Here is a 14,950-nt window from a genome sequence, read left to right as displayed (position 1 = left end):
CGCGTTCGTCGCGCGACAACACACCCGGTCGAAGTCGTGATGCTGACGGGAAGGCCAGAACGGCTCGAGGTCGCTGCGACCCTTCGAGGTGTCCTGGTGGCTGGCCATGGGACCCATTGAATCAGACGGCCGCCCGCGGCGGAACGCGCAGGGGGCGCCCACCGGACCGGCGGGCGCCCCCGACTGCGTGTACCGCACGGTCAGACCTGGCCGGCCTTCTCCAGGGCGGTGCAGCAGGTGTCGACGATCAGGCGCGTGACGACGTACGGGTCGACGTTCGCGTTCGGCCGGCGGTCCTCGATGTAGCCCTTCTGGTCCTGGCCGACCTGCCACGGGATGCGGACCGACGCGCCGCGGTCGGAGACGCCGTAGCTGTACTCGTTCCACGGGGCGGTCTCGTGCAGACCGGTGAGGCGGTCGTCGATGCCCGCGCCGTAGTTCTTGACGTGGTCCATCGGCTTCGAGCCCTCGCCCAGCGACTCGCACGCGGTGACGATCGCGTCGTACCCCTCGCGCATCGCCTTCGTCGAGAAGTTGGTGTGCGCGCCCGCGCCGTTCCAGTCGCCCTTCACCGGCTTGGGGTCGAGGGTCGCGGAGACGTTGAAGTCCTCGGCGGTGCGGTAGAGCAGCCAGCGGGCCACCCACAGCTGGTCGGCGACCTCCAGCGGCGCCAGCGGCCCCACCTGGAACTCCCACTGGCCCGGCATGACCTCGGCGTTGATGCCGGAGATGCCCAGACCGGCGGCGAGGCAGTGGTCGAGGTGCTTCTCGACGATCTCGCGGCCGAAGATCTCGTCCGCGCCGACGCCGCAGTAGTAGCCGCCCTGCGCGGCCGGGAAGCCGCCCTCGGGGAAGCCGAGCGGACGGTGTCCGTCGAAGAAGGTGTACTCCTGCTCGATGCCGAAGATCGGCTCCTGGCCGGCGAACTGCTCGGCGACCGGACGCAGCAGCGCACGCGTGTTGGACTCGTGCGGCGTCATGTCGATGTTCAGGACCTCGCACATGACGAGTACGTGGTCGCCGCCGCGGATCGGGTCCGGGCAGGAGAACACGGGCTGCAGCACACGGTCGGACGCGTGGCCGAAGGCCTGGTTCGTGCTGGATCCGTCGAAGCCCCAGATGGGCAGCTCGGCGCCGTCGGCCAGTATCTTGGTCTTCGAGCGAAGCTTGGCGGTCGGCTCTGTGCCGTCGATCCAGATGTACTCGGCCTTGAAGGTCACGGACGCCATCCTTTGCGGTGCTGCTGCGGTACTGCGGCTGGTGAGGGCAGCTTCGCAAGCGCGGATTTCCCGTCCGTTGCCCGATTGTGAACCCCGTGTTACTCAGGTTTCCTGCGTAACACGCCTGCGTGTCGCGGCTTTTCGCCGGTTACGGGGGCCTTGCGGGCCGCGCCGCCGCCCGGGGCGCACGCGCGGTCCCCGCGACGGCCCCTGGGGTCCGGCTGTGCCGGCCGCCGTGTACGACGGCCGGCCGGCCCGCACACGCGGTGGCCCGCCGCGCCCCGGGCACACTGACGGCATGAGCGAATCGTTGATCAGGCCGGCGCCGTCGACCGCGCCCGGACCGACGCCCAGGACGCGTGTCGGACTGCTCGGCACCGGCCCCTGGGCGGCCGGCACCCACGCGCCGGCGCTCGCCGCGCATCCCGGCACGGACTTCGCCGGCGTCTGGGGCCGCAGGCCCGAGGCGGCCGCCGCGCTGGCCGCCGCCCACGGCACCACGGCGTACGACGACGTCGACGCCCTCTTCGCGGCGTGCGACGCCGTCGCGATCGCCCTGCCGCCCGACGTCCAGGCTCCGCTGGCGGCCCGGGCCGCCGCCGCGGGATGCCACCTGCTGCTGGACAAACCGCTGGCCACGACGGTTGCGGGGGCCCGGGAGGTCGTCGACGCGGCCGCGAAGGCGGGCGTGGCGTCGGTGGTCTTCTGCACGCTGCGCTTCGCGCCGGGCACGGCCGAGTGGATCGCCGCACAGGCCGCGGCGGGCGGCTGGTTCACGGCGCACGCGCGGTGGCTGGGCGCGCTGTACTCGCCGGACGCGGACAGTCCGTACGCCGCGTCGCCGTGGCGCGGCGAGAAGGGCGCGCTGTGGGACGTGGGGCCGCACGCCCTGTCCGTACTCCTGCCGGTCCTCGGCGACGTCACGTCCACGACCGCGACGCGCGGCCCCGGGGACACGGTCCATCTCGTACTGCGCCACACCTCGCAGGCGTCGAGCACGGTCACCCTGAGCCTGAGCGCCCCGGTGGGCGCGGCGGGAGCGGCGGTGGAGCTGCGCGGCACCGCCGGGCTGGCCGGCATGCCGTCGTGGGGCGACGGGGTCACGTCCTTCGGCGCGGCGGTCGACGCCCTGCTGCGCGCCGTACGCACCGGAGAACCGCACCCGTGCGACGCGGCGTTCGGGCTGCGCCTGACGGAGATCCTCGCGGACGCCCAGGCGCGGCTGGACGGCTGACGCGCCGGTGCGGGAGGGGGCGGGGGTGGCGTGGGGACCGAGGAGGCCCCGCCCCCTCCCGGGCCGCGCTACCCCACGCGCTCGATCCGGGCGTTGCGGATCAGGAACTTGCCGGGCTCCCGGACCTGCTCGAACGCCGCGTTGTTGAGCAGGGCGCAGCTCCCGGAGGCCGAAGTGACCTCCACCGTGGTCGACTTGGCGTTGTCGAGGTTGGTGACCTTGAGCTTCGTCCCGACCGGGAACTCCCCGCTGGAGGCGGCCGGCGCGCCGCCCTCCCCGGACAGCGTGACGGTCGACCCGGCGCACACCACTTCACCGGCCGCCCCGGCGCCGGCGCCCTCACCGGCTTCCTCACCGGCGCCCTCGCCCGCGCCACCCTCCGCGGGCGGCGCCGACTCCTTGCCGGGGGGAGCGGCCTGTTCTTCACCGCCCGCCTCGTCCGCACCGCCCGCCTCGTCCGCCGGCGGGGCCTGGGCGTCGTCCGGCGGCGCGGCCGCGTCGCACCCGGACGCCGCCTGCTGACGCCTGATCTGCTCGATGACCGCTTCCCGGTTGGCGATCCGCGCCTGCGACTGCGCGTCGGGATTGGCCCGCTGGCCGGCGATGAACTGCTCGTTGTTGCTCAGTGCGGTGGCCAGCCCGTCGCAGGCCACCGAAGCCTGGCTCGTGCCGGTCATCACGACGGCGGTGCCCGCGACCAGCGCGGCGGCGCCCGCCAGCAGGGCGAGCTTCTTCTTGCGACTGAGGGACTTCTTGCGCGACACGTGCGACTCCTGTCCGCGGCCGTGCACGCCACGGCCGCTTGGGTTTCCGTGTGCCGTTACGTACGAGTAGCAACCCCGTCCGTCTCAATGACCCCAGCCACAACTTCCGTATCAGGCAGGCGGAAGCGCCCGGCACAACGCGTCCAGTGCGCCCGCGTACGCGTGCTCGGCCGGTGTCGAGTACCCCACGACCAGGCCGTCCCGCCCGCCCTCCGCGGCGCGGTCCGGGTGCCGGTAGTCGGAAAGCCCCTCCACCGCCAGGCCCTGCCACGCAGCGGCCTTGACCACCGCCCGCTCGGTGCCCGGCGGCAGCTCCAGGACGGCGTGCAGACCCGCCGCGATGCCCGTCACCCGCACGTGCGGCGCGCGCTCGGCCAGCACCGCGACCAACCGGTCTCGCCTGCTCCGGTGCCGCAGCCGCATCCGGCGCACATGACGGTCGTACGCGCCCGAGACGACGAAGTCCGCCAGCGTCAGCTGCTCCGTCGCGCTCGAGAACTGCTCGCGCACGCCCTTCGCCGCCACGACGCCGGCCATGAGCCGCTCCGGCAGCACCATCCAGCCGATCCGCAGCGTCGGCGAAAGGCTCTTGCTGACCGACCCGATCAGCGCCACGTGCTCCGGGTCGAGTCCCTGCACCGCGCCCACCGGCTGCCGGTCGTAGCGGAACTCGCCGTCGTAGTCGTCCTCCACGACGAGCCCGCCCGCCGCCCGCGCCCAGTCCACCACCGCCGCGCGCCGCTCCGGACACAGCGGGCCGCCCGTCGGGAACTGGTGCGCGGGAGTGAGCAGTACGGTCCCCGGACCGGACAGTTCGCCCACCACGGCCCCGTCCTCGTCGACCCCGACGGGCGCGGTACGTACCCCCTCGTCCGCCAGCAGCCCTCGGTGGAACGGCAGTCCGTACGCCTCCACCGCCCACGTCCCGCCCACCACCCGCGCCAGCAGCCGCAGCGCGTGCGCGGCCCCGGAGCACAGCACGATCCGGTCGGCGTCGGCCCGTACCCCCCGCACCCGCGCCAGATACTCCGCCAGCGCCTGGCGCAGCTCCACCCGGCCCCGCGGATCGCCGGGCCCGAACGCGTCGTGCGGCGCGGCGGTCAGCGCCCGGCGGGCGGAGGCGAGCCATGCGGCGCGGGGGAAGGCCGACGGGTCGGGTCTGCCCTGGACGAGGTCGTACGCCGGACGGGAGTCACGCGGGGGCGTGCGGGGCCGGGGCGCGGGGGTGGCCGGAGCGGCCCGCCGTGCGACCCGGGTGCCGGAACCCTGCCGGGCCGTCAGCCAGCCCTCGGCGACGAGTTCGGCGTACGCGTCGGCCGCCGTGTTGCGGGCGAGCCCGAGGTCGGCGGCGAGCGACCGGTACGGCGGCAGCCGGGTCCCCGGGGCGAGCCGCCCGCTGCGGATCGCCTCCCGCAGCGCCCGCGTGAGCACGGCGCGGCGGCTGCCCGGCCCGGCGCTCTCCAGCTCCAGATGCAGGTCGCTGCCCAGCCCCTCCGCCGCATTGACCCATGATTCCCTCACTGGAATGCACCCCTTCCCCGGTCGCCTGTGCGCATAGATTCGTACCCATGACGACGGCAGAGATCAAGCAGACGCCCGCCACCTCCACCCGCCTCAACTTCGCCAAGGCCGCCCCCAAGGCGTTCCGGGCCGTGATCGGCCTCGACGCCGCCGCCCGCGAGGGGCTCGACCCGGCGCTCGTCGAACTGGTGCAGATCCGCGCCTCGCACGTCAACCACTGCGCGTACTGCCTGCACATGCACACCTCCGACGCGCGCAAGGCGGGCGAGAGCGAGGAGCGGATGCACATGGTCGCGGTGTGGAAGGAGGCCAGGCACTTCTTCACGGAGAAGGAGCAGGCGGCCCTGGCCCTCACGGACGCTGTGACACTGATCGCGGGCGCCGGTCTGCCGGACGACGTGTACGCCCGGGCGTCGGCCCACTTCGACGACGGGGAGCTGGCCCAGCTCCTCGCCCTGATCCTCACGATCAACACCTGGAACCGCATCGCTCTGGCGACCGGGAAGACGGCGGGCGAGGACGAACGCGTCTCCTGACCGGAGCCGGGGCCCGAGCAGGGACCGGGGCCCGAGGACGGGCCCGGGGACTCACCGCGACATGGCGTCCCGCACGGCCTCGTCCGTACGCGCCACCACGGCCGTACCGTCCTCCGCCGTGATGATCGGCCGCTGGATCAGCTTCGGGTGCTCGGACAGCGCCTCGATCCAGCGGTCCCGCGCACCGGCGTCCCGCGCCCAGTCCTTGAGCCCCAGCTCCTTCGCCGCCGCCTCCTGGGTGCGCGTGATGTCCCACGGTTCGAGCCCGAGCCGCTCCAGCACCGCACGGATCTCGTCCGGGGACGGTACGTCCTCCAGATAGCGGCGCACGGTGTAGTCCGCGCCCTCCTCGTCCAGCAGGTGCAGCGCGCCGCGGCACTTGGAACACGCGGGATTGATCCAGATCTCCATGGCCCCAACCGTACCTCCAGACCCCCGCCAAACACCGTCTGGCCAGGGCCGATTGTCAGTGGTGCCCAGTAAAATCGAAGGAGTCGAAGAGGGTTCCCGACCGCCTCAGGAGGACGCCCGTGACCGCAGCCGCACTGCTCCCGACCGCTCCGCAGCCCCTTGCGAAAACCCCACTGCCGGCCGGGCGGCCGCGCGCGTGGTACGAGACGCACAACCGCCGCCTCAAGGCCATGCGCCTGGCCATCGCCCTGCTCGACACGGGCGTCTACCACCCGTCCCAGGCCCCCGACCGCAAGATACGCGCCGTCGCCGAGCGCGTCGGCATCCACCCGCCGTCGGCCACCACCTGCCGCATGGTCCGCACCCTGATCCGCTACGGCCGCTGACCGAAGCCGGCCGGGGGCGCGTCCTCGCCACGAGCGACGGCGCGCCCCTCACCGGCATGTCCCCTCACCGGTGCCGCGACCGCCCGGCCGCGCACGCGCGCGGGGCCCGCGCCGTGTGACGTGTCACAGATGCCCCCAACTCGATTACCGATCAGTACAGTTGCCCGGCAAACACGGTCTGCCCCTGTGCGGAGAGGATCGAATGAGTACTGCGGAAGCCACGACGCTCGACCGGGTGGTCGACACGGCCCGGTACCCCCTGTCGGAACCCGACAGCGCCGAAGGACAGGACGTCGTCTCCCGGGCCCGGCGCGAACTGGCCGCTGTCGGCTGCACCGTGCTGCCGGACTTCGTCCGCCCGTCACTGCGCGAGATCCTCCGGGAGGAGTGCGCGGCCATCGCCCCCCGGGCCCACTCCGACGTCGAAACGGTCAACGTCTACAACATCGCGGTCGACTCGGAACTGCCGGAGGAACACCCCGGCCGCCGGACCTTCCAGCGGGGCAACGCTTTCGTCGCCCGCGACCGCGTCCCCGCGAAGTCCCTCATCAGCCGGCTCTACTCCCACCCGGACTTCCAGCGGTTCGTCGCGCGCTGCTTCGGGCTGCCGAAGCTCCACGAGCTGGCGGACCCGCTCTCCGGGCTGGTTCTCAACGTCGTCGCGCCCGGCATGGAGCACCCGTGGCACTTCGACACCAACGAGTTCACCGTGAGCATGCTCACCCAGCAGGCGCACTCCGGAGGAGACTTCGAGTACTGCCCGAACATCAGGTCCGCGCGGGACGAGAACTTCGACGACGTCCGCGCCGTACTGGACGGCCGGGGCGAGCGGCTGGTCCGGCGCCTTCCCCTGCGACCGGGCGACCTGCAGCTGTTCAAGGGCCGGTACGCGCTGCACCGGGTGAGCCCCGTGGGCGGCCCGGCGGCGCGCCATTCCGCGATATTCGCCTACAGCGAGCGCCCCGGCGTCATCGGGAGCGTCGCCCGCACCCGCCAGCTCTTCGGCCGGGTCCTGCCCGAGCACCTGGAGTGCGAGGGCCGGGCCGTCCGGGGCGACCGGCTGCTGGACTAGCGGACCGCCTCCGCAACTTCGCCGACCCACGGAGGAGCAAGCCCTGTGCGTTTCGACGCGACCGGAAAAGTAACGCTCGACCACATCTACACGCAGCCCGACCCCCGCGCCTACTTCCACGTGCTGCGCCCGCTCGGCTACTGCGTTCCCCAGCTGGCCAAGCCCTACTTCACCAAGCTCATCGAGGAGTACGCGCAGACCCGGCAGGTAGCGGTGCCGAAGGTGCTGGACATCGGCTGCTCGTACGGAATCAACGCCGCACTGCTGAAGTACGACGCCACCATGGACGAGCTGTACGAGCGCTACGGCGGCGAGGAGAACCAGGAGCCGGGGCGGGGCACCACCCGCCAGGCCCTGCTGGCCCGCGACCGCGAGCTGTCGTTCTCCCGCCGCCCGGCGCGCGACATCCGCTTCACCGGCCTGGACACCTCGACCAGCGCCCTCGCCTACGCGCTGGAGGCGGGCTTCCTCGACGACGCGGTGAACGCCGACCTGGAGAGGAACGAGCCCACGGCGCACCAGCGCGCCCAGTTCGCCGGCACGGACCTGGTGATCTCCACGGGCTGCCTCGGATACGTGACCGAGCGGACCCTCACGCGCGTCGTGCGGGCGCAGGGCGGCCACCGCCCCTGGATGGCGCACTTCGTACTGCGGATGTTCCCCTTCGACCCCGTCGAGCAGGCGCTGGCCGGCCTGGGGTACCGGACCGTCCGCGTCGACGGGGTGTTCAAACAGCGGCGGTTCGCCTCTGCCGAGGAGCAGTCGCTCGTACTGGAAAAGATGTCGGCCGTCGGCGTGGATCCACACGGCCTGGAGACAGATGGCTGGATGTACGCACAGCTCTACCTCTCCCGGCCCGCCGACGAGCAGGCGACGGGCCCCCACGAACCGAATCGAGAACAGCTGTGAACACGAGTCAGGCACCAGCGGCCGCCGTCACGACCTTCTCCCAGGAGAACAGCCTCCCGCGGGTGCCGCTGCCCACGCTGGAGGCGAGCTGCGAGAGGTTCCTCGCCTGGTGCGCCCCGCTGCTCGACGCCGGGGAGCGGGCGGCGACGGAGGCGGAAGTGGCCGCGTTCCTGCGCCCCGGCGGACCGGGCCGGGTTCTGCACCGGGCCCTGGAGGAGTACGACGCCACCGACGGCGTGCACAGCTGGCTCGACACCTTCTGGCCGTACCGCTACCTCGGCCGCCGGGACCGCATCGCCCTGAACGCCAACTTCTTCTTCCTCTTCCAGGACTCGGGCCAGGAGCAGGTGGAACGGGCGGCCGGCCTCATCGCGGGGGCCCTCCACTACAAGAGCCGGCTCGACCGGGAGAGCATCCCGCCGGTCACCCAGCGCGGACGGCCGCAGTCGATGGTGCAGAACACGTACCTGTTCTCCACCACCCGCATCCCCGGAGCGGACCTGGACACCGTCCGCAGCCCCTACTCCGAGGCATGGCCCGGCCCGTCCGACGCCCGGCACATCGTGGTGTTCTTCCGGGGCGCCGCCTTCCGGCTGGACGTACTCGGCCCGGACGGTGTGCCGCACAGCCCGGACGACCTGCGGGCGGGTCTGCGCGCCGTCATGAAAGCGGGCGCCGAACCGCCCGCCCCCGGCACATCCGTCGGCCACCTCACCACGATGGCCCGGGCACAGTGGGCGGCCGCCCGGCAGTCCCTGCTCGCCCGCCACCCCCGCAACGGGGAGGCACTGGACACCATCGAGACCGCCCTGTTCTGCGTCTGCCTGGAGGACTTCGCCCCGGCGGACCCGCAGGCGGCCTGCGACGAGCTGCTCTACGGCGACCGGGGCAACCGCTGGTTCGACAAGGCCGTGTCCTTCGTCGTCTTCGCCGACGGCCGCGCGGGCATCAACGTCGAACACTGCGAGCTGGACGGCACCACCATCCTCAGCTTCACCGACGCCCTCCTGAGCACCCCCGCCGACGAGCACGCACGCCGGTCCGGAGCCCGCACCCAGGGCCCGCCGGTCCCCGAACCCGTCACGTTCGACCTGGACGACAGCCTGCGCGCCCAGGTGCGCTCCGCCGCCGAGGCCTTCGCGCAGTACGGGAAGGACACGGCCACCAGCACCGTCTCCTTCGAGGACTTCGGCGCCGACACCGCCAAGGCGCTCGGCGTCTCACCGGACGCCTTCGTCCAGGCCGCCTACCAGCTGGCCCACCAGCGCGCGAAGGGACACCTGGGCGCGACGTACGAGTCGATCGCCACGCGCCAGTACCGGCACGGCCGGACCGAGGCGATGCGGGTGGTCACCCCCGAGATGACGGCCTTCGTCACGGCGATGGACGACCGGGCGGCGGACGCCGCGACGCGACGCGCCGCGTTCCGGGCAGCGGCCGAACAGCACGTCGCCCGCGCGAAGGAGTGCCAGGCCGGCCAGGCGCCCGAGCAGCACCTGTGGGAACTGGAACTGATCCAGCGCCGCCGGGGCGCCGAACTGGGCGTCACCGAGCAGCCTGCCCTCTACCGCACCCCCGGCTGGCTGAAGATGCGCGACGACTACCTGAGCACCAGCTCGGCCCCCTCGGCCAACATCCAGTACTTCGGCTTCGGCTCCACCAGCCCCCGCTGTATCGGCGTCGCGTACGTCCTGCTCCCCACCCGCTTCAACCTCTACCTGAGCACCCCACGCCCGGTGGCCGCCCAGATGCACACCTTCGCCACCGAGCTCCGTCGCGCGATCGCCGAACTGCGCGCCCTCCTGGCACCGGGGGCCTGACCCACCACGACGCGGAGGGCCGCCACCCGAAACCGGGTGGCGGCCCTCCGTGCTGCCGCGTACTGTCCGCGCGGTTTAGAGGTCGAAGTACAGCTCGAACTCGTGCGGGTGCGGGCGGAGCTGGATCGGGGCGATCTCGTTCACGCGCTTGTAGTCGATCCACGTCTCGATCAGGTCGGGGGTGAAGACACCGCCGGCCAGCAGGTAGTCGTGGTCCGCCTCCAGGGCGTCCAGCACGGCCGGCAGCGAGGTCGGGACCTGCTGCACGTTCGCGTGCTCCTCGGGAGCCAGCTCGTACAGGTCCTTGTCGATCGGCTCCGCCGGCTCGATCTTGTTCTTCACGCCGTCCAGGCCGGCCATCAGGAGCGCCGAGAACGCGAGGTACGGGTTCGAGGACGGGTCCGGGGCGCGGAACTCGACGCGCTTGGCCTTCGGGTTCGAGCCCGTGATCGGGATGCGCATGGCGGCCGAGCGGTTGCGCTGCGAGTAGACCATGTTGACCGGGGCCTCGAAGCCGGGCACCAGGCGGTGGTACGAGTTCACCGTCGGGTTGGTGAAGGCCAGCAGCGACGGGGCGTGCTTCAGGATGCCGCCGATGTAGTACCGGGCGATGTCCGAGAGGCCCGCGTAGCCCTGCTCGTCGTAGAACAGCGGGTTGCCGCCGGACCACAGCGACTGGTGGACGTGCATGCCCGAGCCGTTGTCACCGAAGATCGGCTTCGGCATGAAGGTCGCGGTCTTGCCGTTGCGCCAGGCGACGTTCTTCACGACGTACTTGAAGAGCATCAGGTCGTCGGCCGCGGCGAGCAGCGTGTTGAACTTGTAGTTGATCTCGGCCTGGCCGGCGGTGCCGACCTCGTGGTGCTGGCGCTCGACCTGGAGGCCGTTCTTGTCCAGCTCCAGGGAGATCTCAGCACGCAGGTCGGCGAAGTGGTCGACCGGCGGGGTGGGGAAGTAGCCACCCTTGTAGCGGACCTTGTAACCGCGGTTGTTCTCGACCGCACCGGTGTTCCAGGCGCCGGCCTCGGAGTCGATGTGGTAGAAGGACTCGTTCGCGGAGGTCTGGAAGCGCACGTTGTCGAACACGTAGAACTCGGCCTCGGGGCCGAAGTACGCCGTGTCGGCGATGCCGGTGGACGTGAGGTACGCCTCGGCCTTCTTCGCCACGTTCCGCGGGTCACGGCTGTACTGCTCGCCCGTGATCGGGTCGTGGATGAAGAAGTTGATGTTGACCGTCTTGTCCTTGCGGAACGGGTCGAGACGGGCGGTCGACAGGTCCGCGCGGAGCGCCATGTCGGACTCGTGGATGGCCTGGAAGCCGCGGATCGACGATCCGTCGAAGGCCAGCTCCTCGTTCGGGTCGAACGCCGCGGCCGGGATCGTGAAGTGCTGCATCACTCCGGGCAGGTCGCAGAACCGGACGTCGACGAACTTGACGTCTTCGTCGGCGATGAACTTCTTCGCGTCGTCGGCGTTCTGGAACATCCAACTCCTCCTACTCCCACCCGGTGGGGATGGGGTTGCAGCTCTCCGTGCGGCCAGTGCGGTGGCACACGCTGGACCCGACCATAGGCAGACCGGATTTCTCAAGCATGACCCATTTGTTTCGCGCAAGTTAACCGGACCGGCTCCTGACCGGCCCCGACGGGAGCGCGACGGGCCACGACGGGCCCCGACCTCCAGGGTACGAAAGCGGTCGCAGTACCGTGTACGGGTGGACAACAGGCAAGCAATCGGATCGTGGCTCTCCGGGCCGGGCGAAGCCGCGAAGCAGATGGGTGCCGACACCGGGTACCGGGGTGAGCGGCTGGGACTGCCCGAGCACGGGCCCGGCGCCATCGCCCCTTTGGGCCGGCGCTTCGGCGCCCTCTTCGCCGACTGGGCCCTGTGCATGCTCATCGCATACGGGCTGCTCACGGGCGGTGACGGGCAGGCGTCCGGCAACTGGGCCCTGGGCGTGCTGCTCGTACTGAGCCTGCTCACCGTCGGCACCGTCGGCTCCACCCCCGGCAAGCGCCTCTTCGGCCTGCGCGTGGTCTCCGAGAACGGCGGCCGCCTCGGCTTCTTCCGCGTGTTCGTCCGCAGTGTCCTGCTGTGCCTGGCCATCCCGGCCCTGGTCTGGGACCGCGACGGCCGCGGCCTGCACGACCGCCTCGCACGCGCCGTCCAGGTCAGGATCTGACGGCGGTAGCCGGCGGCAGCGGACGCAGTACAGGACGGCCCGGGCCAATGAGGCCCGGGCCGTCCTGTGTGTCATCGAAAGTCCATTCCTTCCGAAGAAGGAAAAGTCTGCCCGGCTTTAGGCGTAAAGAGATCAAAACACCCGTTCTGGCCTCACCCTGGTGGCCGCGGCTCTAGGGTTGGCCGCCTCATGGATGACCCCGGCAGCGCGCCAACGCTCCGGGGTCTGGCCAGTCGGGAAGGACTGACATGACGAACACTGCCACAACTGCATGCGCCGCCGTCGAGCCCGCCGGGCATGGCCCGTTTCGCGCTGTTCAGTACCTGCGGGTATCCACTGATGAGCAGAGGAAGGGATACGGAGTCGCCTACCAAGGCGTGAGGACCTCTTGCTACATAGAAGCCAAAGGCTGGACCCACGTCGGGACGTACACCGACGAAGGTGTCAGCGGCAGCCTGCAGGCACATGCCCGTCCGGGGCTTCGCACCCTCGTCGAGGACGCCGCTCGCGGCGCCTTCGATGTCGTGGTAATCAATGAAGGCCGAGTAGCCGGGCGAAATGCCAGGGTCTTCTGGCGTTGGATCTGGACGCTGGAACAACTCGGCATTCTTGTTGCCGTCGTGGATGGTGACATCGACACCTCCACCCACGAGGGGCGGCGAGAACTGCGTCGGCTGGCTGAATACGCCGAGCTGGAGTGGGAGGCCATTCGCAGGCGGACCCAGGGGGGCATCCAGGAGAAGGCCGGCCGGGGAGGGCACTCCGGCGGGCAGCCACGCTTTGGGTACCGGGTCGAGCGTTACGGCGGGAACAAGGAATCTCGCCTGCTCCCTGATGAATGCGACGCCGGCGAGCGCTGCCTCATACGGGACGGCAGGTGTGCGACGCGACACGAGGCCGACACCCTGCGGCGCGCTCGTGAATTGGTCGTTGAGCACACGGGTAATTGGCGTAAGGCAGCCCTTCAGCTCAATGCCGAGGGGCGGACGACCCGGTCGGGGAGGCAGTGGTCTCATCCGAATCTCCGGTCCAGGCTTCTCAACGAGGACCTGCTGGAGGCTCGCTGGGTCTTCCGTAACCTGGATTCGAGGGGTGAGAGAGGCGTGAGGCTGGGCGCTGACGGAAGACCGCTCCATGGGGAGACAGTCGTCGTACCCATCACCCCGCTCTTCACCGTCGACCAGGTGGCCGAGCTGCGGGCAGCCGTGGCGAGGCCTGTCCGACAGCGCCCGGCAGATCTCCCGCGCTACCTGCTCTCCGGAAGGATCGTCTCGCCGTGCGGCAGGTACTACGTCGGCAGCAGTGCCGCGAAGGAAGCGCATCGGTACTACCGCTGCGCGGGCAAGAATGAAACATTCCCGGGAGCGCCGGTCTGTGACTGCTCCATGATCCGTGCTGATGAGGTCGAGCAGTGGGTCAGGGACGAGTTGGCACTGCTCGTGACCGACACCGACCGGCGTGATGTCTCTGCTGGACGGACGTCTGCGGAGGTGGGCGCTGACCGTGCGGGCTTCGTCGCGCGCCTAGCGGATCTTGAGGAGCAGATTGACGCTTTGGATCAGGCCATCGCGGCGGCCTTGGCCGCCGCAGCCCTACGAGGTACAGCTCAAACAGTGGCGGAGAGGGCTGTGGAGCCGCTTCGCGAAGAGTCGGCCCGGCTGATCGAGACGCGAGCCGAAGTGCTTCTGTGGCGAGCGGAAACCGATGCGGCCGAGCGGCGGGCCGTTGATCGGGGCGTCCGGCAGCTGGACGACATGCTTCCTGAGGAGCGGGCGGAGCTGCTCTCTGAGCTTGGCATCACAGTCACCGTGCAGGGCCAGGCACCCTCAGCCGTCGGCGGGACGGCGTGTGCGCTCGCCGAGTGGTTCCGTTCGAGGAGTTTGGACGTTCCCGTACTCACGGACAGCGCGTGGCAGAAGGCCGAGCCCCTGCTGGTTGGCCGGTCGACCCTGTCCTTCCCGCGCAGAGCGCTGGAGGGGATCTTGCACAAAGCGTGCACCGGCGCGTCGTGGCCCGAAGTGGCTCAGATGTACGGCGGCGCCGATGCTCTCAGGCAGTGCTGGCGGCGCTGGGCGAAGTCCGGTCTCTGGGAGCTGATCATGGAACGGCTCGCGGATGGGGAGTCGGTCCCCCTGCACGAGCCGTTCCTGTTGCCCCCGATGGAGATGCGGGGGATCGTCCGGCCGGGGGTTATCGCGGCCGTGGTCCCCGTGCCCCGCGCCCAGGGATAGGCCCCTTCGGCAACGGCATGTTCGACATCAGGTCGCCCATCGCGCGCAGCCGGTCGTTGGCCGTCGTCACCTGGGGGCCGGTGAGGACGCGCGGCAGCTTGAGCATCGTGGTGCGCAGCTTCTTCAGCGGCACCTGACCTTCGTCGTTGCCGACGATGATGTCGTGGACCGGTACGTCCACCACGATCCGCGCCATCTTCCTCTTCTCGGCCGCGAGCAGGCTCTTCAGCCGGTTCGGGTTGCCCTCGGCCACCAGAACGATGCCGGCCTTGCCCACGGCCCGGTGCACGACGTCCTGGCCGCGGTTCATCGCCACCGCCGGTGTCGTGGACCAGCCGCGCCCGACGTTCTGCAGTACGGAGGCCGCAGCGCCCGGCTGCCCCTCCATCTGCCCGAAGGCCGCTCGCTCGGCGCGGCGTCCGAAGACGATCGCCATCGCGAGGAAGGCCAGCAGGAAGCCCAGAATGCCCAGGTAGACCGGGTGATCGATCAAGAAGCCGATCGCGAGGAAGACACCGAAGGTGACGATGCCCACACCCGCGAGAACGAGACCGATCTTCGAGTCGGCCCGCCGGGTCATCTTGTAGGTCAGGGCAATCTGCTTGAGTCGCCCTGGGTTCGCAGTGTCCGCGTTGTCTGCGCGTTCCTTCCTCGCCATGCTGTG

Annotated in this window: 14 protein-coding genes; 8 read left to right on the top strand and 6 right to left on the bottom strand. The window is 70.8% G+C overall.

Annotation, left to right across the window (positions count from 1 at the left end; translation table 11 throughout):
* Positions 1-200: 200 nt before the first annotated feature.
* Positions 201-1,220, bottom strand: coding sequence for a glutamine synthetase (gene glnII, locus IE185_RS02400; protein ID WP_138896314.1), 1,020 nt, complete (start codon positions 1,218-1,220; stop codon positions 201-203).
* A 298-nt stretch (positions 1,221-1,518) separates the two neighbouring features.
* Between glnII and IE185_RS02395 the strand changes: the two genes are divergently transcribed.
* Positions 1,519-2,454, top strand: coding sequence for a Gfo/Idh/MocA family protein (locus tag IE185_RS02395; protein ID WP_138896315.1), 936 nt, complete (start codon positions 1,519-1,521; stop codon positions 2,452-2,454).
* Between the two features lie 68 nt (positions 2,455-2,522).
* On the opposite strand, the gene IE185_RS02390 is transcribed toward IE185_RS02395, so the two are convergent.
* On the bottom strand, positions 2,523-3,218 hold the full coding sequence (locus tag IE185_RS02390) for an SCO2207 family protein (protein WP_189714493.1): 696 nt from the start codon (positions 3,216-3,218) through the stop codon (positions 2,523-2,525).
* Between the two features lie 111 nt (positions 3,219-3,329).
* Positions 3,330-4,739 (bottom strand): MocR-like pyridoxine biosynthesis transcription factor PdxR, encoded by a 1,410-nt coding sequence (pdxR, locus tag IE185_RS02385; protein WP_189714491.1) that lies wholly within the window; start codon positions 4,737-4,739, stop codon positions 3,330-3,332.
* 47 nt (positions 4,740-4,786) lie between these two features.
* Here pdxR and IE185_RS02380 point away from each other — a divergent pair, with 47 nt between their 5' ends.
* Positions 4,787-5,275, top strand: coding sequence for a carboxymuconolactone decarboxylase family protein (locus IE185_RS02380; protein WP_138895352.1), 489 nt, complete (start codon positions 4,787-4,789; stop codon positions 5,273-5,275).
* 51 nt (positions 5,276-5,326) lie between these two features.
* Here the strand turns inward: IE185_RS02380 and IE185_RS02375 are convergent, their stop codons facing one another.
* On the bottom strand, positions 5,327-5,686 hold the full coding sequence (locus tag IE185_RS02375) for an arsenate reductase family protein (RefSeq protein WP_138895353.1): 360 nt from the start codon (positions 5,684-5,686) through the stop codon (positions 5,327-5,329).
* Positions 5,687-5,805: 119 nt separating this feature from the next.
* Here IE185_RS02375 and IE185_RS02370 point away from each other — a divergent pair, with 119 nt between their 5' ends.
* The 4 genes from IE185_RS02370 to IE185_RS02355 all read left to right on the top strand — a co-directional run bounded on the left by IE185_RS02370 (position 5,806) and on the right by IE185_RS02355 (position 9,873).
* Complete coding sequence (locus IE185_RS02370; RefSeq protein ID WP_138895354.1) at positions 5,806-6,072, top strand: hypothetical protein; 267 nt, start codon at positions 5,806-5,808, stop codon at positions 6,070-6,072.
* A gap of 202 nt (positions 6,073-6,274) precedes the next feature.
* Positions 6,275-7,144: a HalD/BesD family halogenase gene (locus IE185_RS02365; RefSeq protein ID WP_138895355.1), complete on the top strand. Its 870-nt coding sequence runs from the start codon at positions 6,275-6,277 to the stop codon at positions 7,142-7,144.
* A gap of 45 nt (positions 7,145-7,189) precedes the next feature.
* Positions 7,190-8,053 carry a class I SAM-dependent methyltransferase gene (locus tag IE185_RS02360; protein ID WP_138895356.1) on the top strand — a complete coding sequence of 288 codons (864 nt, stop codon included), beginning with the start codon at positions 7,190-7,192 and terminating at the stop codon, positions 8,051-8,053.
* On the top strand, positions 8,050-9,873 hold the full coding sequence (locus IE185_RS02355) for a choline/carnitine O-acyltransferase (RefSeq protein WP_138895357.1): 1,824 nt from the start codon (positions 8,050-8,052) through the stop codon (positions 9,871-9,873). Before IE185_RS02360 ends, IE185_RS02355 begins: the two co-directional genes overlap by 4 nt.
* 75 nt (positions 9,874-9,948) lie before the next feature.
* On the opposite strand, the gene glnA is transcribed toward IE185_RS02355, so the two are convergent.
* Positions 9,949-11,358, bottom strand: coding sequence for a type I glutamate--ammonia ligase (glnA, locus tag IE185_RS02350; RefSeq protein ID WP_138895358.1), 1,410 nt, complete (start codon positions 11,356-11,358; stop codon positions 9,949-9,951).
* A gap of 229 nt (positions 11,359-11,587) precedes the next feature.
* Here glnA and IE185_RS02345 point away from each other — a divergent pair, with 229 nt between their 5' ends.
* The gene (locus IE185_RS02345; protein WP_138895359.1) at positions 11,588-12,055 is read left to right on the top strand and encodes an RDD family protein; all 468 of its coding nucleotides are present in this window, start codon (positions 11,588-11,590) and stop codon (positions 12,053-12,055) included.
* Between the two features lie 248 nt (positions 12,056-12,303).
* Positions 12,304-14,286, top strand: a complete 1,983-nt coding sequence (locus tag IE185_RS02340; RefSeq protein ID WP_138895360.1) for a recombinase family protein — start codon at positions 12,304-12,306, stop codon at positions 14,284-14,286.
* Here IE185_RS02340 and IE185_RS02335 read toward each other — a convergent pair.
* Positions 14,246-14,944, bottom strand: a complete 699-nt coding sequence (locus tag IE185_RS02335; protein ID WP_138895361.1) for a DUF4191 domain-containing protein — start codon at positions 14,942-14,944, stop codon at positions 14,246-14,248. The two genes, IE185_RS02340 and IE185_RS02335, sit on opposite strands and share 41 nt — an antisense overlap.
* Between the last annotated feature and the right edge of the window lie 6 nt (positions 14,945-14,950).

It is taken from the genome of Streptomyces chryseus (assembly GCF_014650755.1).
GTDB lineage: Bacteria > Actinomycetota > Actinomycetes > Streptomycetales > Streptomycetaceae > Streptomyces > Streptomyces chryseus.
Note: the sequence above shows the minus strand (reverse complement) of the source record. Positions and strands in the feature narration are given on the sequence as shown.

Excerpts from the sequence above, each read along its gene's own strand:
- IE185_RS02340 (WP_138895360.1), top strand. The coding sequence starts at position 12,304 with ATGACGAACACTGCCACAACTGCATGCGCCGCCGTCGAGCCCGCCGGG.
- glnA (WP_138895358.1), bottom strand. The coding sequence starts at position 11,358 with ATGTTCCAGAACGCCGACGACGCGAAGAAGTTCATCGCCGACGAAGAC.
- IE185_RS02375 (WP_138895353.1), bottom strand. The coding sequence starts at position 5,686 with ATGGAGATCTGGATCAATCCCGCGTGTTCCAAGTGCCGCGGCGCGCTG.
- IE185_RS02380 (WP_138895352.1), top strand. The coding sequence starts at position 4,787 with ATGACGACGGCAGAGATCAAGCAGACGCCCGCCACCTCCACCCGCCTC.
- IE185_RS02335 (WP_138895361.1), bottom strand. The coding sequence starts at position 14,944 with ATGGCGAGGAAGGAACGCGCAGACAACGCGGACACTGCGAACCCAGGG.
- IE185_RS02365 (WP_138895355.1), top strand. The coding sequence starts at position 6,275 with ATGAGTACTGCGGAAGCCACGACGCTCGACCGGGTGGTCGACACGGCC.
- IE185_RS02395 (WP_138896315.1), top strand. The coding sequence starts at position 1,519 with ATGAGCGAATCGTTGATCAGGCCGGCGCCGTCGACCGCGCCCGGACCG.